The organism is Acinetobacter sp. YH12231, from assembly GCF_013417755.1.
Lineage (GTDB): Bacteria > Pseudomonadota > Gammaproteobacteria > Pseudomonadales > Moraxellaceae > Acinetobacter > Acinetobacter amyesii.
Window position 1 is genome coordinate 120,527 of record NZ_VPDJ01000008.1, and the last position, 17,474, is coordinate 138,000.

The following is a 17,474-nucleotide window of genomic DNA, read 5'->3' on the forward strand; positions in this document are numbered from 1 at the left end:
CTAAAAAGCATCTTAAATCATGTTTTTTTCAATAATCTTCATCGAGAAAATGCCGATTAAATACAGCGCTTCAACTTTGATTTTGCTATACTAGGTCGTTTTTAAAATTAGGTTATATTTATGGCGGCTTTATCTATTCAAGAACGTAAACGCTTACGTCAAATTGGTCACACCCTAAACCCAGTTGTAATGGTTGCGGACAAAGGCTTATCAGAAAGCGTTATTGAAGAATTAAACCGTGCGTTAAACGACCATGAGTTAATTAAAGTGAAAGTTGTGGCAGAAGACCGTGAAGCTCGTGCTGCAATGATTACTGAAATTGCGACTGTTTCAGGTTCTGAAGTTGTTCAAACGATTGGTAAGATTGCTTTGATTTACCGCAAAGCGGCAAAACAAAATGCAAAACTGTCTAACCTTGTTCGCTACGCACACCTGTCTAACTAAGCATTTATGGCAAGTTTCGAACTCAGCGCTTTTGATCGTCGCTTTCAGGCTATATCAGTCGTTGGTGCTATCGAACAACAAAGCCCATATACTTTAAATGTGGGTTATTGGATTCGAGACCCAAACCAACTGATTCAATGGCCAGAATTGGTATCAGCTCACCCACGAATCGATTTTTTGTGGGAACAGACCTGCTTAGAAGTTTTTATTGGTGTACGCAATGAAGACTTTTATCGTGAAATCAACCTCTCCCCTTCACAAGCTTGGCAGGCTTACCAGTTTGAAGAATATCGCTATCCAGAAGATATGCCGCCACAAGCTGCTTACGATATTGAACTGAATCATTTGAAACGGACGCACTATGGCTTAAATGTCAGTCTTGATCTGACAGAATTTATGCTGAAGTACAAACTTAAATGGGAAGATCTCTATATTGGTCTAACTGCAGTACTGAAAACCCCTCAAGGCGAACAGTATTATGCCATGCAGCATAGTAGTCCAAATGCTGACTTTCACAACAAACGTGATTGGCTACATCAGTTCTAAACTATTGATGTTTTGATCTTCGATAAAAAGCAAAAGTACGATCTTTTGCTTTTTTATTGCCTGTCTATTTTTAAATAGGTGCTTTGGACTTAAATGTACCATTCACAATAAGGGAGCCATTAATGACTCCCTTATGCATATATAGCGTTAACTTGAAGTTTAATTCGCTCTCACCCAATCCAGCTCCCTGGAATGACTAGACTTAACTTAAGCGTTTTAAAATTCATGTCATTCACAATTAACTTTTAAGATCTGTGGTTTGATCCGTAACTTCAGCTTTCACTGGTGAAACTTTTTTCCACGCTTCCAAAGTATGTTCCTTAGAACGCTTAAATGTTTCTGTTAGATGATCTTTGTGCTTTCCTGAAATTTGGGTCACATCTTCTTTCAGCTCTTTTCCAAGTTTAGAAAGATCATCAATAACCGTATTAAACTCAGTTTTCACAAACTCTTTGAGTTCACTAAAATCTTTTTGCGATGAACCAAACTGAACTTTTAACTGATCAAGTTTATTCAATACATCTTGCTTCAACTGACGCAATTGATCTTGCACACTGGCATTCAACTGCTTTGCCTCTGCTCCGATCTTTTCTTTGCTTTCAGTGACCGCTTCTGTGGCTTGAACACTCGCCTCTTTTGCAACTTGTTCAAGCTTTTCAGCACCTTCGATAACGACTTCTTTCAGGGAGGATTTAGTCGCTGTTTGTTTTTGTTGTGTTGCCATGACTTTGTACCTATATTTTTTGCTGACCGACCCACATTAGCGCTTTTTGATAAATTTTAATTTATGATTTGTCTGACAATAATTAATTGCTTACATTTTTCTAAGATTTTGCAAAACCAAACTTTATTCTAAAATGCAAGCGCTTTATCTGCTTTATTCCTGATATTTACGATGGACTTTCAGTGGCTTTCTGCGTATAATGCCGTGTTAAGTTCAAGCGAGCAGATGTAAGGAGGGTAGGTTTTTAAGCAGCCTTCCTTTTTTTTCGTCTTCTCGCTTTTTTACAGCCTAAATTTCAGGAGCTTTGGTTTGAGCACCCCAGCAATTTTAGCCCTTGCCGACGGAACTATCTTTAAAGGTACTTCTATTGGCGCATCGGGTAGTACGACTGGTGAAGTCGTTTTTAATACAGCAATGACTGGCTATCAAGAAATTTTGACTGACCCTAGTTATGCACAACAACTTGTGACACTAACTTACCCACATATCGGTAACACAGGTTGTAATGATGAAGACGCTGAGTCAGGTCGAATTCATAAAGTATGGGCTAACGGATTGATCATTCGTGACCTACCTTTATTGCATAGCAACTTCCGTGCTGAGCAATCACTTGGTGATTACCTTGAACAACACAATGTTGTTGCTATTGCAGACATCGATACACGTAAATTAACGCGTATTCTGCGAGCAAAAGGTGCACAAAATGGTTGTATCCTTGCTGGCGAAAACATTACAGAAGAAGAAGCTTTAGCTAAAGCACGCGCTTTTGGTGGTTTAAATGGTTTAGACCTTGCAAAAGAATGCTGTGACCCTGAAGGCTTTGAATGGACTGAAGGTTCTTGGACATTAGGTAAAGGTTTCTCTCAGCCTGAAGCTAAATTCCATGTTGTTGCATACGATTACGGTGTCAAAACCAACATCTTACGTATGCTCGCAGACCGCGGTTGTAAATTGACTGTCGTGCCTGCGCAAACTCCTGCTGCTGACGTACTTGCTCTTAATCCAGATGGCGTGTTCTTGTCGAACGGCCCCGGCGATCCAGCTGCATGTGACTACGCAATTGAAGCTGTAAAAATAATTGTAGAAGACGCACGCAATGTACCTGTATTCGGTATTTGCTTAGGTCACCAAATTCTTGCACTTGCTTCAGGTGCAAAAACTGTGAAAATGCCTCACGGCCACCACGGTGCCAACCACCCTGTTCAAAACATGGAAACTGGTATTGTGATGATTACTTCGCAAAACCATGGCTTCGCAGTAGATGCAGAAACATTACCTGCAAACTTGAAAGCTACGCACAAATCACTGTTCGACCAAACCCTACAAGGGATTCACCGTACAGATAAACCTGCGTTCAGTTTCCAAGGTCACCCCGAAGCAAGCCCTGGTCCACATGACTGCGCACCATTGTTCGATCATTTCATCGAACTTATCGAAGCATCTAAGAAGTAATTAAGGAAGCATCATGGCTAAACGTACAGACATTAAAAGCATCTTAATTATTGGTGCTGGTCCGATTGTCATCGGTCAAGCATGTGAGTTTGACTACTCAGGTGCTCAAGCATGTAAAGCACTTCGTGAAGAAGGCTACCGTGTTATTTTGGTGAACTCTAACCCAGCAACCATTATGACTGACCCTGCTATGGCAGATGCCACTTACATCGAGCCAATCACTTGGCAAACTGTAGCTGCAATCATTGAGAAAGAACGCCCAGACGCAGTTCTTCCTACAATGGGTGGTCAAACAGCATTGAACTGTGCACTTGCACTCGATGCCAACGGTATTCTAGAAAAATACAATGTTGAATTGATTGGCGCGACCAAAGAAGCGATCGAAAAAGCGGAAGACCGTAAACTTTTCGATATCGCAATGCGCAAAATCGGTTTGGAATGCCCTCGCGCTGACGTTGCAGAAAGCATGGAACACGCACTTGAAATTCAAGCGCGTTTCGGCTTCCCTGTCATTATCCGTCCATCATTCACTATGGGTGGTTCAGGCGGCGGTATCGCATACAACCGTGAAGAATTCATTGAAATCTGTGAACGCGGTTTCGATCTTTCTCCAACTAAACAATTATTGATCGATGAATCATTAATTGGTTGGAAAGAGTACGAAATGGAAGTTGTTCGTGACAAAAACGACAACTGTATCATTGTATGTACCATTGAAAACTTTGACCCAATGGGCGTGCACACAGGTGACTCAATCACTGTTGCTCCTGCACAAACATTGACTGACAAAGAATTCCAACTTTTACGTAATGCATCTTTAGCTGTACTTCGTGAAATTGGTGTTGAAACTGGCGGCTCTAACGTTCAGTTCGGTATCAACCCGAAAGACGGCCGTATGGTTGTGATCGAGATGAACCCACGTGTTTCTCGTTCATCTGCACTTGCGTCTAAAGCAACAGGTTTCCCAATTGCGAAAATCGCGGCGAAATTGGCTGTAGGTTATACCCTTGATGAGTTGAAAAACGACATCACTGGCGGTACAACCCCTGCATCTTTCGAACCTGCGATCGACTATGTTGTAACCAAGATTCCTCGTTTCAACTTCGAGAAATTCCCGCAAGCTGACGCAACTTTGACGACTCAGATGAAATCTGTAGGTGAAGTCATGGCCATTGGCCGTAACTTCCAAGAGTCTGTGTCTAAAGCACTTCGTGGTCTTGAAGTGGGCGCATGTGGTTTTGACGAAAAAATCGCTGTGGGCACTGAAGGCGCACGTGAGAAAATTCTTGTTGAATTGAAAGTGCCAGGTCCAGAGCGTATTTGGTATGTAGGCGATGCATTCCGTCACGGTTTCACCCTTGATGAAGTATTTGAAGCAACCAAAATTGACCGTTGGTTCTTGATTCAAATCGAAGACATCATCAAAACTGAAAACCAAATCAAAACTTTAGGTTTTGGTGATTTGAACGCTGACAACATCCGTTCGTTCAAACGCAAAGGTTTATCTGACCTTCGCATTGCGGACTTGATGGGCATTTCACAAAAACAATTCCGTAAACACCGTTGGAACTTGGGTGTAACTCCAGTTTACAAACGTGTAGATACATGTGCTGCAGAGTTTGAATCTGACACAGCTTACATGTACTCAACTTACGATGAAGAGTGTGAAGCAAACCCATCGAACCGTGACAAAATCATGGTCATCGGTGGCGGACCAAACCGTATTGGTCAAGGTATCGAATTCGATTACTGCTGTGTACACGCTGCCCTTGCAATGCGTGATGACGGCTATGAAACCATCATGGTGAACTGTAACCCTGAAACTGTTTCTACGGATTACGACACATCAGATCGTTTGTACTTCGAACCAATCACTTTGGAAGATGTACTTGAAATCGTGCGTATCGAGAAACCTAAAGGCATTATCGTTCAGTACGGCGGTCAAACTCCGCTTAAATTGGCTCGCGCTTTAGAAGAAGCTGGTGCACCAATCATCGGTACATCACCAGACGCAATTGACCGTGCAGAAGACCGTGAACGTTTCCAACAAATGATTCAACGTCTGCAACTTCGTCAACCAAACAACAGCATTGTAAAATCTGCTGAAGAAGGTATGGCTGAAGCAGCAAAAGTTGGCTACCCACTTGTAGTACGTCCTTCGTATGTCCTTGGTGGCCGTGCGATGGAAATCGTGTACAACGACGACGAATTGAAACGCTACTTACGTGATGCGGTTCAAGCATCTAACGAAGCGCCAGTACTTCTTGACCACTTCCTAGACGATGCGATTGAAGTTGACGTGGACTGCGTATCTGACGGTAAAGACGTTGTGATCGGCGGTATCATGCAGCACATCGAACAAGCGGGTATTCACTCAGGTGACTCAGCATGTTCTATTCCTCCTTACTCTTTATCTAAAGAAGTTCAGGACGAAATGCGCCGTCAAACCATCGCTATGGCAAAAGAGCTTGGCGTAATCGGTTTGATGAACGTACAGTTTGCGGTTAAAGGTACTGACGTATACATCTTAGAAGTGAACCCACGTGCATCACGTACTGTTCCATTCGTATCTAAGTGTATCGGCGAATCTTTAGCAAAAGTTGCTGCACGTTGTATGGCAGGTCAATCTCTAGAATCTCAAGGATTCACTACAGAGATTATTCCTGAACACTTCTCTGTAAAAGAAGCGGTGTTCCCATTCAACAAATTCCCTGGTGTTGACCCAATTCTTGGCCCTGAGATGAAATCTACAGGCGAAGTGATGGGTGTAGGTAAAACATTTGGTGAAGCGTTCTATAAAGCTGTGTTAGGCTCTAATGACCGTTTACCAGGCCTACCAACGGAAGGCGAAGTAAAACATGCATTCTTATCTGTTCGTCACTCTGACAAGCCTCGTGCTGTTGGTATTGCGAAACAGTTGACAGATCTTGGCTTCAAAGTGATCGCTACTGGCGGTACTTATGATGTGATTAAAGATGCTGGTATTGAATGTGAACGTGTGAACAAAGTGACTGAAGGCCGTCCTAATATCGTAGACCGCTTGAAAAATGGCGAAGTTCACCTCATTATCAATACAACTGAAGGCAAACAGGCTCAAGAAGATTCATTCTCGATCCGCCGCTCTGCATTACAAGGTAAAGTGTATTACACAACTACCCTTAACGGTGCTGATGCAGTATGCCAAGCTTTAGCAATCAAATTGCCAATGGATGTATACCGCTTACAAGACCTTACTAAAGGTTAATTAAGTTACCGAGAAGTCCCGCCACCTCTCGGTGGCGGGCTTTTTTTCATTTCTAGGTCAGTAAAAATTTTACTGATTTTTTCTTTTTACAAACATGAGGGACAACAATGCAACGTTATCCTATGACTCCCGAAGGCAAAATTGCCCTAGAGAAAGAATTACAGCAACTTAAAAGTGTTGATCGTCCACGTATTACTGCAGCAATTGCTGAAGCGCGTGAACATGGGGATTTGAAAGAAAACGCTGAATACCACGCTGCTCGCGAGCAACAAGGTTTCTGTGAAGGCCGTATCCAAGATATCGAAGGTAAATTGGGTGCTTGCCAAGTGATTGATGTTAAATCACTTGAGCAAAATGGCCGTGTGGTTTTCGGTGTGACTGTGACCATTGAGAACTTAGATACTGAAGAACAAAAGACTTATAAAATCGTTGGTGATGACGAAGCAGATTTTAAAATCAACAAAATCTCTGTGAACTCTCCAATTGCTCGTGGTCTTTTGGGTAAAAATGAAGGCGACGATGTAAAAATCAACACACCACAAGGTGAAGTTGAGTACGAAGTTTCTAAAGTTGAATATCTTTAATTCATTAAGATAGCAATTTTAAGCCCCTCTTTTGAGGGGTTTTTTATAATCAGACAAATAATTATTATACCCCTGCTCTATCCTTCTTTTAATAATCCTGATGCAAAAAGTTGAAAGGCATGTAATGCTTCTGACAACACCTGCTCAGGATTCTTGCTAGAAGCCACCCAAAGCGCCGCATTCATGGCTGCTCCATTTAAAAATATGGCTGCCGCTTCAGAATTCACTGCTTTAATTCGGTCTGCTGCCAATAACTGTTCTACGCATTCACGTGTAGACTTCAAGCATTTGTTTTGACTCGGCCAATGCGCAGGATCACCCAATACCGCAGGTCCGTCGCGTAATACAATTCGCTGAAACTCAGGATTCAAGGCATTTTCAATATAGGTTTTCCCCTCAAGCATCAACCCCTCCCAAAGATCTTCGGGTTGCTCCAGATACTTCTGGGCAGATAAAGCCATTTCTGAATCAATTTGATTAACCACAGCAGCAAATAAGCCCTTTTTATCGCCAAAATGATGGTACAGCGCACCACGGGTCAGCCCTGCTTCTGCCGTGAGTTTATCCATTGAGGTGTCTGCATAGCCATACTCAGCAAACGTACGGCGTGCCACTTCAATCAGTTTCTTGCGGGTTGCCGCCATTTTTTTTTCACGAACAGACATTGCTTTGATTACCTCATCATCACAAAAATTTTAATTGACATACCAGGCGTATGTCAATTATGTTGACATACGATACGTATGTCAAAAATAAAGCTGCTTTCCCCCCACTTTTAAAACCAGATATTGAATGAGAATAAACATGACTAGAATTGCAATATTTCCCCAAGATCGCCATGCCTTGTATGAACAGCATGGTTACTCTGCTGCTATTAAATCGGAAAATTTACTCTTTGTATCAGGCCAGGTCGGTAGCCGTGAAGATGGCAGTCCTGAACCTGATTTTGAGAAACAGGTAAAACTAGCATTCCAGAATCTTAGCCATACTCTCGCTGCGGCAGGCTGTACTTTCGATGAAATTGTCGATGTCACCACCTTCCATACAAACCCTGAACAGCAATTTGAAGTCATCATGAAAGTTAAAAATGAGGTGTTTACACAAAAGCCTTATCCAAACTGGACAGCAATAGGTGTTAATTGGCTTGCAGGTTTTGATTTTGAAATTAAAGTCATTGCTCGGATCCCAAACCTCCCTACAAACACTTCGGTCTAGCGATTGATTTTTAATAGGAATGAACGACGCATGACATCAGTTCAATTGGTTATAATGGTTTACCCTTTTTAAGTTGTACTGTTTATGTCTGAAAAATTGATTAATTCACCTGTAAATCATTGGTGTGAATTTGAGTTCATCTCTAAAACAGTGAAGAACCCTAATATTCACATCAAAGGTAATTATTCATATTATTCTGCATATTGGGATCAAGGTTTTGAGCGCTGTGTGGTGCGTTATTTGCACGATAAACCTGCAACAGCTGAAAAGCCGATAGACCAGTTACATATCGGTAATTTTGTCTGTTTTGGCGCAGAATGCGTGATTATGATGGGCGGTAACCAACTCCACCGCACAGACTGGATTTCGGCATTTCCGTTTGATACACGGAGTTTTGTCCCTGCGGGTGACACAATCATTGGTGATGGCTGCTGGATCGGCTCACGTGCGATGATTATGCAAGGTGTTACACTCGGTGAAGGTGCTGTAGTAGCTACTGGTGCGGTGGTGACTAAAGATGTGCCACCTTATGCTGTTGTCGGCGGAGTCCCTGCTAAAGTAATTAAATATCGCTTTCCTGAAGAAGATATCAAAAAACTACTTTCCCTTAAGCTCTATGACTTAGATGAAAAGCAGTTTTTAAATATGCGGGAACAGTTGCAGACTGATGATGTAGAACTATTGATAAATTATTTTAAGATTGATTAATCCTCTAGCCATACACTGTTTTCGATATAGTTAAAGTATTGCTGCTGGAATAAATGATATTGCATTTCTTCTGACGGCTTAAATGCATATTTATTTAAAAACTTAGTATATTCTATTTCATAAGTATTATGCTGATAGCGGGTACGTAAGTCTTCCATCGCACTTACGTGTTCAAGATAATCATTAATTATCAATAACTCAACATTAAACTCTTTCTCAACTATTTCTTTAAAGTTTTCTATATTAAAATGAGCCATATTTAGACCAGAAACATTTTCATTACCTTGCTTCATTTTCATTATTAACACAGCAATGCGTTCCATATCATGCAATAAATCCCTTGCCCCTTTAATTACTCCCAAAGCGATAAAAATATTATTTTCTAATTTTTCTTTTTTTAATAAAGCATAAAGATTAATTTTCCTCTTAAGTTCCCGTGTGGATATATCTTTACTAATACTAAGTAGCACGACTAAAGCAATATCTACGGACTCTTCTCCCACCAATTTTAATAATTTTGAAATTACTTCTAAATTAGATTTATTTTTATCCAGAATATTTACTTGATTTCTCAAGGGAATCTCAAAGTCGATAAATTTTTCTAAATATATTTTCGAACTCTCATTGTCATATCCATAAATATGCTGAATACCATTTATAAGTTGGTTTTTATTCATTACCAATACAAAAACTATTTTTCTAATATCAAAAAAGTGTTTGATCCTCTCAATTAAACGTATTGCAAAATCAGGGCGGCATCGATCCAATTCATCAATAATAAAGACTAAAGGCTTATCTAAATTTTCTGCTAACTGTGCCAATGTTGCTTTAAAAGCAATTATGGAGTTTTTCTCTTCTTCATAACTATCAATCTTAGCTTGAATTGCCTCAGTAACTTTTTCTCCAATATTTTCTGTTACTTTATCAATTGCATCATCAAGTTTATCTGTAATTTTCTCGCTATCAATTTTAATCAGTGGAATTAGCCCACCAGTTAAAGCACAGCTAATCATTGAAGCAATGAGTGTTGGAGCTAAGGTTAAAAGTCCTTGTTGCATAACTGCTGCTGCTTTCTTAAATTTATGCACTAAGGGCTTATTTTCGGCTGTTTTATCTAACTTTGAAGCAATTTCAGATGCAATAACCAAAAAAGGATCTTCCAAATAATCATTTGCAAACGCATCCAAATAAATCACGTTATGCTGAGTATCATCTAAATGTTTCGCCCAGTTACGAACAAACCACGTTTTACCCTCACCCCATCGTGCATCCAAAGCAAGAACAGCACCGCAGTTTAAGCGATCAACATAACTTGTAAGCTGCTCTCCTAAACGACGGCGATGCCAAAGATCACCTTCCCATGCAGTTTCAATATTCTCAAAATTATCTTTAGGCCAGTTTAATTGGTTATCCATCATTTCTATTTATATTCATCAAGTTAACTATGTATTGAGTATAGCAGTAGCGCTATAAATTAACATTTAACCCATGAGCATCTCGTAACTTGTCATAGCCTTTTCCTCAAATTCAGACTATAAAGAACTCATAAAATAAAAAGACCCACTTTTCAGGATGAATGATGACGAGAACCACTCAATTCTCAGGCATATTTATACTTGCCCTGCTGGCAGCAGTCGTCGCAACTTTTTGCGATGCGATTCATGTCTATACAAAAACACTTAGTTATCCCAACCCATTATTTTTCCATCAGGCTTGGTGGGTATTCCCCGGCTTTTTTATTGCCTTTGCTTTCATGGCATTTAGCTATATTCAACTTACACAACTACTTAAACACTATGTGATGACTCAGCTCAGTTGTCATCATGACGGCACTGCGCCCCTCGTCGAGAGCCTAATACTATTTGCCATCGTCTACATACTCAGCGGATTTGGTAATTTTCATCCCGAAGCACTTTGTTGGATTTTTTACCTGAGCTTTTTTATTCGCTGGCTATTTAGCTATGAGCGTACATGGCTACTGATATTGGCCATCATGCTTGCCATTGGTGGCATGTTCTTTGAAGGACTATTGGCTGAGTTTACTTTAGTTAAATATCGCCATGAAGATATTTACAATGTGCCGTATTGGCTCGGTGGCGTATATATGCATGGCGCATTTGCCTTACGTGCAGGTATGCGTCGTTTTGTCTATCGATGATATTTAAGATCTGATGTTACGCCTTTAAAATAATGACGTATTTTTTTAAAAAATGATTTTTAAGCCTATTCGACGGAGTCTTACATCTAGGGTTTAAATAAAGGGATTAGCCTTCAGCTGGAGGTACTCTTACGAAACGTTGTTTCTCATTCGGCAAAATGAGAAGCGTGCTTCGCAAGGAAACCATATTGCGGTGCAATGCACCTCACCGACAAAACTCGTTCACTAGCGTCAAATTATTCAAAGTATCGCAAAAAATATTTTTGAATAGATATAGTCTTGTCTCAAACACTTGCGGATGACCTTACCGCGTATCGTTCTTTTATTTGAATCAAATAGCGCTTCTGATATTACTGCTTAACATCAGTTATGATGATAAAACTTTCGATTTTAAAACGTCGAAACAAAAAAAGACCACTCAATCGGAGTGGTCTTTTTTTGAATATGGTGGCTATGACGAGACTTGAACTTGTGACCCCCGCATTATGAGTGCGGTGCTCTAACCAACTGAGCTACATAGCCTTAAACTGTGCGCGCATTATGGAGGGATATTTAAATATCGTCAAGCCCATAATGCGCGTATTTGATCAAAATTTGTTGAAGTGAACCGATAAGCCGGGTTCTGTCGAGGACGATCATTCCTCTAGGCGTACAATCACTCATACGCTCAAGCGACCTACCCGGATCCAGCATGGGCCATGCCTAAAGGATCCCTATTTGGTCTTGCTTCCGGTGGGGTTTACCATGCCGTGAACTGTTACCAGACACGCGGTGCGCTCTTACCGCACCCTTTCACCCTTACCTCCGATTTCGATTACTCGAAACCATAATGAAGGCGGTCTACTCTCTGCTGCACTTTCCGTCGGCTCACACCGCCCAGGCGTTACCTGGCACCTTGCCCTATGAAGCCCGGACTTTCCTCCCCTGCTTTAGTCACGGAGACCTATACACAGCAGCGATCGTCTGGTTCACTTCGGGGCGCATTCTAACAAATCTGACAACTAATTGCTTGATGTTTTTTGAGCAGTTAGTTTTTCGTACTTTTGTTGAAGCTGTTCCTGAGTTTCAGGATGTGCCGGATCCAATGGAATACAATCCACTGGACAGAACAACTGACACTGCGGTTTATCGTGATGCCCAACGCATTCCGTACACAAATCAGGGTTAATCTCATAAATGAGCTCCCCCATGAAAATCGCCTCATTGGGGCATACAGGTTCACAGACATCGCAGTTGATGCATTCATCAGTGATATATAAAGACACTCTACCAACCTTGCTGTTGTTTACGCTTAAAGGCTTCCACAACAGCTTGTGGTACAAACTGAGTGACATCACCATTTAAACGTGCAATTTCACGCACGAGCGTAGATGAAATAAACGAATATTGCTCTGATGGGGTTAAGAACACGGCTTCAAATTTACTATCCAAACGGCGATTCATATTTGCCAATTGAAATTCATATTCAAAATCTGAAACTGCACGTAAACCACGTAACACGGCTGTTGCTTTTTGCTCGTTAAAGAAGTTGACCAACAGCCCATCAAAACCTACAAACTCAACATTTGACAAATGACTTAAAGACTCTTGCGCTAGTGCAACACGTTCTTCCAGACTAAACACAGGGTTTTTGTGATGTCCAATTGCAATTGCCACGACAACTTCGTCAAACATGCGTGATGCACGTGTCACTAAGTCGATATGACCATTAGTAATTGGATCGAATGTGCCCGGATAAATTACACGAGTTTTAGACATCCAGTTGTACTCTGTTATTTTGTAGATGGGTATTTTAACAAAATCTTGATTTATAGGTGAAGTCAGCTTGTAAATTTAAAAACTTCATCTTATTCAAAGTTCGGGTACAATAGTGCTAAGTTTGGAAGTTTTTGATTATGACGAAAGCAGTAGTTAAAAAAAATAGTAGCAGTACGATTGCCCTAAATAAGCGTGCGCGTCACGATTATTTCATTGAAGAAAAATTTGAAGCGGGTCTTTCATTACAAGGCTGGGAAGTCAAATCAATGCGTGCGGGTCGTATGACTATCGTAGAGAGCTATATTACGTTTAAAAATGGTGAAGCATTTTTATTCGGCGCTCAAGTGCAACCTTTACTGAGTGCTTCGACACATGTGGTGCCTGAAGCAACACGTACTCGTAAATTATTGCTGAACCGCCGTGAAATTGAAAAACTACAAGGTGCGATTAACCAAAAAGGTTATTCATGTGTGCCTTTGGCATGTTACTGGAAAGGTCCTCATGCCAAACTTGAAATCGCCCTAGTAAAAGGTAAACAGCTTCACGACAAGCGTGCAACGGAAAAAGACCGTGATTGGCAACGCGATAAAGCCCGTATTTTTCATAAATAAGTTCATTAAAAAAAACCTCCTTTTTTGGAGGTTTTTTATACTAAACGTCCTCAAATAGCCATCGTTCTCGAAGCGTGCCTATTTTTGCAGATGGGTGAATGATACTTTTATCTGGATTAATTAGTTTTACTGAACCCTGTGGTAAACCATAGTATAATTCGATACTTCGCTGAATCTTTCTTACTCGCGCATCACTTCTTGCAGCACGCTGACGCATAGCACCTTGACGTTCAATATTTTTTTTCTTAGTAATATTTATTCGTGTTTCATTATCACTCAAATCAATGATTTCATTATTCGATTCTGTATTAATTAAGTTTGAAATCTCTTGTTCATTGAATTCTAATAAAGCTTCAAAATTTTCAATTTCACCATTTTCTTCCCAATTACCTGTAAAGTACTCCCAAGAGTCATCTTCAAATGCACCTGTCAACTTATAAGTAAACTCTTCCTCTAAACCATCCTGATAACGGTATTGAATTAAGCCCGAAGCAACCTGTTCCTCTAATGAAAGGCGCAGCTCAATCTTTCCTGAGAAGTAACGCCCATATTCAACCGATTTACCTTCAAATAATAAAAATATTCTGTCATCTTTATTTGTTAATTTTACTGAACTTGAAGGATAATTTTCCCAAAAAATTTCATTCATAATCTACACACCCCCAATTGCTTCATTGTTAAATTTATTTTTCGCAGATGTTACAATTGCGTCGAAATACGGATGTGCTTGCTGTAATTTTTTTAATGCGATTTCAAAAGGATCTAAAGCATCTTCAATTGTTTCACTTTCATAATTTTCAATCAGTTTTTCAGAATCAATTCCATCAATAATTAAGTACCAACTTCCTTGCTTTGCATTATATTTAAAGCCAAATTCTTCTATTTGTTGATATATTTGATTACTTTCACTCGCAAAATCCTTCCAGTCTTTTGCTGTACACTTTATAAAATTTTCTCTCCAAGGATAAAAATTGAAAACCAATTTATCTTTATCATTTTTGAGTAAAGCCATTAAAAACCATTCCACCGAATCACCACCAGTTTCATCACTTTCATAGCCTAAAAAGTATCTCGCATAAAACTGTTGGTGTTTAAAACTATCTCCATTTGTTGCTCGCCATTTTTCAGGTGAGAACTGGATATAACAGTTATCATAAAAATTAAATACGCCCTCCCATTTATCTTCAAAATCGTCGATAAGATTATGTATTTTACTGTCTAAAGCCGCACATATTTTTTCAGAAATTTCACCTTCTAATAGTCTTTTTGCATCCTCCAAATATTCAATATTCTTGATGATGAGTTCCACTGCTTGCATATTGCTCATTTGATTCTCCTAATTTCAATTTTTTTAAAACGTTTTTGTATGATCAGCAAACTGGCTTAATAGCCATAGGCTTCGATTATTTAAGTTCTGACTATTGACATATTTTTTAAATGCTTTAGCCATTCTTCCCCATGAAAGCCCACGTAACCCCTCAGCATTATCTAAATAATCTGTTGGTAGATTTCCATCTTTTGTTAAATAAACGACTAACCAAGGTCTTCCTGCAGCTTTTTTCTTTGCAATTCCTCTATAACGCTCTAATTGCTGGAAACTCTCATTTGCATGAATTTTTATTTCAATAAAGAGTAAAAATTCTGGTGCATCTATTTCTATATCCACTCTACTTTCTAAATTACCTAACGGACAACATTCTTCGATAGTAGAATAAAATTCTGATTGAAAATCACAAAAAGGAGCTTCTAACAGTTTCAAAAATTGTAATAGTATCTTATTACCTTGACCATGATCACCACTACAATCTAGAAACCATTTCAAAACCTTTGAATTACGAACTTCATCACTGCCTAAACCTGAATTTTTCCAGACATTTAGTAATAAGCCTGCTTCTCTAGCTTCTAGAACAAGAAATAAGGCTTTCTTATAGGCATCAAAAAACCTGCTTAAATTCAAATGATCAACACTGATGACTTTTTCAGGTGTTGGTATATCAAGACTTATCTTTTGCCAAGCTTTAAAAAAAGCTTCTAACTGTTTCGAACAATTCTGTTCTTTAGCAGAAACTATTTCAGTTTCCATTAAACATACACTATGTGTTAAAAAATTCTCAGAGGAATTTTTCGCTATATCCTGAAATTCCAATTATACCCCCAACATTCTAAATCGTTTTTAAATTAATAATTTTGCCTTCTTTTCAATTAAATCAAATATATCTAAAGCCTGATATATTTTTTTAAAGGCATCTTTAACAGGATCCAGTGAACCTATAAATTCTTTATTCTCAAAATCCGTAGCGACTTGAACTGGATCAAGAGTTTCAATAATTAAATACCAATAACCTTCACTTTCATTTAATTTAAAACCAAATGTTGTGAGCTCACCGTATTGCTGAATAAGTTCATTCCTCTTTTTTTTCCAACTCCTTGCTTTTGAAATGCATGTTTGTTGATCATTCTTGTATATCATGTTTTTATTTAAATGAAATTGAATACAAACAAAACCATTTGTATGATTAAAAAAATTTACCGTTGGTAAACGATTTCCGTTATTTGCAAAATAATCATCCAAATAAACTTCTTTTTTATCATGATTCTGAATCGTTAACTTAAAAAATGCATAGCACTCATCTATATTTAAATGTTGGTGATTTGTTTGAATATTACTCCCCAAAATCGGAGAAAACCAAATTTCTTTATACTCAAAGTTTGCGCAGACATCCCATCTAACCGTATGCCAGCGCACATCAGGGTATCGTTTATTTTGATCATTACGGATCAACTGTTCTATTGCTAAATATAAATTTTCACTAAGCACTTCTTCTATCAAATAACATGAGTTTACTAATTCAGATAAATGAAGAAGTTGGTTAATCATAGATATTTTTGAAGACATTACTCATAATCTCCAAAATTTAATTGGTTAAAAACTTCATGCTTTTCAGCTGCTCTCATTATCCGATCCGCAACTTCCTCCTTTAATTCATCGGGTCCTATAATTTGTATATACTCAGCATTTTGAATTAACCAATCCATACGGCTCATTGTAAAAATACAACTTGTATTTAATTCATAATAACCTTCATCTATTTTTACTATAGATTGACAATCACCCAAAGGATTACGCGTCAGCTCATCCAATAATATTTCTTGAAACACAAAAAAAATGTCAATTTCTTCACGGTTAAAATAGGCATCTTCAAACTCGCGTTTTTCAATTAAATCATCTAAATCATATGCATCTATATCAATTGCTATTTTCTCAGGAACTATTTCTAAAAATTCAAAATTTAAAATATTAAATGTTCTTAATACGCTTTTTTTAGAATCTATTTTACTTGCCATCAAGTATGGTTTTTGCCCATATTGAACAATTCCTTGAGGCTTTAACATATAGCTTCCAATTTGCTGCGTACCTTCTTTTCGGTATTTTGCTTTAAGCCAAACATCACCCTGTAATAATGCTTTATAAATCAACTGTTGCATTTCAACATAATGTTGCGCCTTCTCTGTCTCCCCGTATCCATCAGGAATAAATCGCACACGTCTATTCCAATCATCCAATTTTGTATTCTGCTGAAGTTGCAATTCAGCAGATTGAAAAAAACCCTCAACTTTTTCATAAATTTCATCAGGTAGACTATGATGTAAATATTCATTTGCCATAACCAAAATAAGTGCTAACTCTTTAGACATTGGTTCTATGCACGCATCTCGGCTGAGCTGATAAGTTGCAGGTTGATTTCCTTTGCCAGCTTTTACAATCAACTCTCCAGAAATTAAAAATTCTGGTAATAAATCAAGATCTCTACGTATTGCTTTAATGATAGATGCCTCATCGATGCAATCTGAATAATTCTTCCGAACCTTATTTTTTAAGGACACAATTGAAATAAATTCTTGAGGATATCGAGGTAAAACCTTATATAAGGTTAATAATCTTTTTAATAATTTTGATTGTGCTTTTTTCATTTTGATCTTTCATACATTTGACGTTATGAAAAAGCATATCAACTTTGTAGGACAAATG

19 protein-coding genes, 1 tRNA gene and 1 other RNA gene are annotated in these 17,474 nt (G+C 38.7%); 9 read left to right on the forward strand and 12 right to left on the reverse strand.

Annotation, left to right across the window (positions count from 1 at the left end; translation table 11 throughout):
- Positions 1 to 120 precede the first annotated feature (120 nt).
- Both FTV11_RS06190 and FTV11_RS06195 read left to right on the forward strand, forming a co-directional pair.
- Positions 121 to 444 carry a YhbY family RNA-binding protein gene (locus tag FTV11_RS06190; RefSeq protein ID WP_168378090.1) on the forward strand — a complete coding sequence of 108 codons (324 nt, stop codon included), beginning with the start codon at positions 121 to 123 and terminating at the stop codon, positions 442 to 444.
- 6 nt (positions 445 to 450) lie between these two features.
- Complete coding sequence (locus tag FTV11_RS06195) at positions 451 to 990, forward strand: DOMON-like domain-containing protein (RefSeq protein WP_180073593.1); 540 nt, start codon at positions 451 to 453, stop codon at positions 988 to 990.
- Between the two features lie 238 nt (positions 991 to 1,228).
- Here the strand turns inward: FTV11_RS06195 and FTV11_RS06200 are convergent, their stop codons facing one another.
- Complete coding sequence (locus FTV11_RS06200; RefSeq protein WP_180073594.1) at positions 1,229 to 1,714, reverse strand: hypothetical protein; 486 nt, start codon at positions 1,712 to 1,714, stop codon at positions 1,229 to 1,231.
- Between the two features lie 309 nt (positions 1,715 to 2,023).
- Here FTV11_RS06200 and carA point away from each other — a divergent pair, with 309 nt between their 5' ends.
- From carA to greA, 3 genes are all read left to right on the forward strand, one after another.
- On the forward strand, positions 2,024 to 3,166 hold the full coding sequence (carA, locus tag FTV11_RS06205; RefSeq protein WP_180073595.1) for a glutamine-hydrolyzing carbamoyl-phosphate synthase small subunit: 1,143 nt from the start codon (positions 2,024 to 2,026) through the stop codon (positions 3,164 to 3,166).
- Between the two features lie 13 nt (positions 3,167 to 3,179).
- Positions 3,180 to 6,410, forward strand: coding sequence for a carbamoyl-phosphate synthase large subunit (carB, locus tag FTV11_RS06210; RefSeq protein WP_168378094.1), 3,231 nt, complete (start codon positions 3,180 to 3,182; stop codon positions 6,408 to 6,410).
- Between the two features lie 107 nt (positions 6,411 to 6,517).
- Positions 6,518 to 6,994, forward strand: a complete 477-nt coding sequence (gene greA, locus FTV11_RS06215; protein WP_078191345.1) for a transcription elongation factor GreA — start codon at positions 6,518 to 6,520, stop codon at positions 6,992 to 6,994.
- A gap of 77 nt (positions 6,995 to 7,071) precedes the next feature.
- Here greA and FTV11_RS06220 read toward each other — a convergent pair whose 3' ends face one another.
- Positions 7,072 to 7,659: a TetR/AcrR family transcriptional regulator gene (locus FTV11_RS06220; RefSeq protein WP_180021942.1), complete on the reverse strand. Its 588-nt coding sequence runs from the start codon at positions 7,657 to 7,659 to the stop codon at positions 7,072 to 7,074.
- A 139-nt stretch (positions 7,660 to 7,798) separates the two neighbouring features.
- Here FTV11_RS06220 and FTV11_RS06225 point away from each other — a divergent pair, with 139 nt between their 5' ends.
- On the forward strand, positions 7,799 to 8,209 hold the full coding sequence (locus FTV11_RS06225) for a RidA family protein (protein ID WP_180005422.1): 411 nt from the start codon (positions 7,799 to 7,801) through the stop codon (positions 8,207 to 8,209).
- An 84-nt stretch (positions 8,210 to 8,293) separates the two neighbouring features.
- Positions 8,294 to 8,917: a CatB-related O-acetyltransferase gene (locus FTV11_RS06230; protein WP_180009716.1), complete on the forward strand. Its 624-nt coding sequence runs from the start codon at positions 8,294 to 8,296 to the stop codon at positions 8,915 to 8,917.
- On the opposite strand, the gene FTV11_RS06235 is transcribed toward FTV11_RS06230, so the two are convergent.
- On the reverse strand, positions 8,914 to 10,335 hold the full coding sequence (locus tag FTV11_RS06235; protein WP_180048746.1) for a P-loop NTPase fold protein: 1,422 nt from the start codon (positions 10,333 to 10,335) through the stop codon (positions 8,914 to 8,916). The two genes, FTV11_RS06230 and FTV11_RS06235, sit on opposite strands and share 4 nt — an antisense overlap.
- Positions 10,336 to 10,496: 161 nt before the next feature.
- On the opposite strand from FTV11_RS06235, the gene FTV11_RS06240 reads away from it, so the two are divergent.
- The gene (locus tag FTV11_RS06240; protein WP_180011572.1) at positions 10,497 to 11,075 is read left to right on the forward strand and encodes a hypothetical protein; all 579 of its coding nucleotides are present in this window, start codon (positions 10,497 to 10,499) and stop codon (positions 11,073 to 11,075) included.
- A 445-nt stretch (positions 11,076 to 11,520) separates the two neighbouring features.
- Here the strand turns inward: FTV11_RS06240 and FTV11_RS06245 are convergent.
- The 4 genes from FTV11_RS06245 to coaD form a co-directional block, all read right to left on the reverse strand.
- A tRNA-Met gene (locus tag FTV11_RS06245) sits at positions 11,521 to 11,597 on the reverse strand.
- 73 nt (positions 11,598 to 11,670) lie between these two features.
- Positions 11,671 to 12,050: RNase P RNA component class A (gene rnpB / locus FTV11_RS06250), an RNA gene on the reverse strand.
- A 26-nt stretch (positions 12,051 to 12,076) separates the two neighbouring features.
- Positions 12,077 to 12,340 (reverse strand): YfhL family 4Fe-4S dicluster ferredoxin, encoded by a 264-nt coding sequence (locus FTV11_RS06255; RefSeq protein WP_078191349.1) that lies wholly within the window; start codon positions 12,338 to 12,340, stop codon positions 12,077 to 12,079.
- 1 nt (position 12,341) lies between these two features.
- Entirely contained in the window at positions 12,342 to 12,833 is a 492-nt protein-coding gene (gene coaD, locus FTV11_RS06260; protein ID WP_078191350.1) for a pantetheine-phosphate adenylyltransferase, read from the reverse strand.
- A 137-nt stretch (positions 12,834 to 12,970) separates the two neighbouring features.
- On the opposite strand from coaD, the gene smpB reads away from it, so the two are divergent.
- Positions 12,971 to 13,444 (forward strand): SsrA-binding protein SmpB, encoded by a 474-nt coding sequence (gene smpB / locus FTV11_RS06265; protein ID WP_078191351.1) that lies wholly within the window; start codon positions 12,971 to 12,973, stop codon positions 13,442 to 13,444.
- A 40-nt stretch (positions 13,445 to 13,484) separates the two neighbouring features.
- On the opposite strand, the gene FTV11_RS06270 is transcribed toward smpB, so the two are convergent.
- Genes FTV11_RS06270 through FTV11_RS06290 form a run of 5 tightly spaced genes read right to left on the reverse strand, consistent with a single transcriptional unit; the run spans position 13,485 to position 17,416 of the window.
- Positions 13,485 to 14,093, reverse strand: a complete 609-nt coding sequence (locus tag FTV11_RS06270; RefSeq protein ID WP_218950471.1) for a hypothetical protein — start codon at positions 14,091 to 14,093, stop codon at positions 13,485 to 13,487.
- A 3-nt stretch (positions 14,094 to 14,096) separates the two neighbouring features.
- Positions 14,097 to 14,771 (reverse strand): hypothetical protein, encoded by a 675-nt coding sequence (locus tag FTV11_RS06275; RefSeq protein WP_180005654.1) that lies wholly within the window; start codon positions 14,769 to 14,771, stop codon positions 14,097 to 14,099.
- 24 nt (positions 14,772 to 14,795) lie between these two features.
- Positions 14,796 to 15,590, reverse strand: coding sequence for a PD-(D/E)XK nuclease family protein (locus tag FTV11_RS06280; RefSeq protein WP_180073596.1), 795 nt, complete (start codon positions 15,588 to 15,590; stop codon positions 14,796 to 14,798).
- A 27-nt stretch (positions 15,591 to 15,617) separates the two neighbouring features.
- Positions 15,618 to 16,340: a hypothetical protein gene (locus FTV11_RS06285; protein ID WP_180007597.1), complete on the reverse strand. Its 723-nt coding sequence runs from the start codon at positions 16,338 to 16,340 to the stop codon at positions 15,618 to 15,620.
- Positions 16,340 to 17,416 carry a YafY family protein gene (locus tag FTV11_RS06290; protein ID WP_180073597.1) on the reverse strand — a complete coding sequence of 359 codons (1,077 nt, stop codon included), beginning with the start codon at positions 17,414 to 17,416 and terminating at the stop codon, positions 16,340 to 16,342. The genes FTV11_RS06285 and FTV11_RS06290 overlap by 1 nt, the downstream gene beginning before the upstream one ends.
- Between the last annotated feature and the right edge of the window lie 58 nt (positions 17,417 to 17,474).

Bases quoted from the DNA above. Each gene is read 5' to 3' on its own strand.
- coaD (WP_078191350.1), bottom strand. From the start codon at position 12,833: ATGTCTAAAACTCGTGTAATTTATCCGGGCACATTCGATCCAATTACT.
- FTV11_RS06225 (WP_180005422.1), top strand. From the start codon at position 7,799: ATGACTAGAATTGCAATATTTCCCCAAGATCGCCATGCCTTGTATGAA.
- FTV11_RS06190 (WP_168378090.1), top strand. From the start codon at position 121: ATGGCGGCTTTATCTATTCAAGAACGTAAACGCTTACGTCAAATTGGT.
- FTV11_RS06230 (WP_180009716.1), top strand. From the start codon at position 8,294: ATGTCTGAAAAATTGATTAATTCACCTGTAAATCATTGGTGTGAATTT.
- smpB (WP_078191351.1), top strand. From the start codon at position 12,971: ATGACGAAAGCAGTAGTTAAAAAAAATAGTAGCAGTACGATTGCCCTA.
- FTV11_RS06240 (WP_180011572.1), top strand. From the start codon at position 10,497: ATGACGAGAACCACTCAATTCTCAGGCATATTTATACTTGCCCTGCTG.
- FTV11_RS06275 (WP_180005654.1), bottom strand. From the start codon at position 14,771: ATGAGCAATATGCAAGCAGTGGAACTCATCATCAAGAATATTGAATAT.
- FTV11_RS06235 (WP_180048746.1), bottom strand. From the start codon at position 10,335: ATGATGGATAACCAATTAAACTGGCCTAAAGATAATTTTGAGAATATT.
- FTV11_RS06195 (WP_180073593.1), top strand. From the start codon at position 451: ATGGCAAGTTTCGAACTCAGCGCTTTTGATCGTCGCTTTCAGGCTATA.
- FTV11_RS06270 (WP_218950471.1), bottom strand. From the start codon at position 14,093: ATGAATGAAATTTTTTGGGAAAATTATCCTTCAAGTTCAGTAAAATTA.
- FTV11_RS06290 (WP_180073597.1), bottom strand. From the start codon at position 17,416: ATGAAAAAAGCACAATCAAAATTATTAAAAAGATTATTAACCTTATAT.
- FTV11_RS06200 (WP_180073594.1), bottom strand. From the start codon at position 1,714: ATGGCAACACAACAAAAACAAACAGCGACTAAATCCTCCCTGAAAGAA.
- FTV11_RS06220 (WP_180021942.1), bottom strand. From the start codon at position 7,659: ATGTCTGTTCGTGAAAAAAAAATGGCGGCAACCCGCAAGAAACTGATT.
- greA (WP_078191345.1), top strand. From the start codon at position 6,518: ATGCAACGTTATCCTATGACTCCCGAAGGCAAAATTGCCCTAGAGAAA.
- FTV11_RS06285 (WP_180007597.1), bottom strand. From the start codon at position 16,340: ATGTCTTCAAAAATATCTATGATTAACCAACTTCTTCATTTATCTGAA.
- carB (WP_168378094.1), top strand. From the start codon at position 3,180: ATGGCTAAACGTACAGACATTAAAAGCATCTTAATTATTGGTGCTGGT.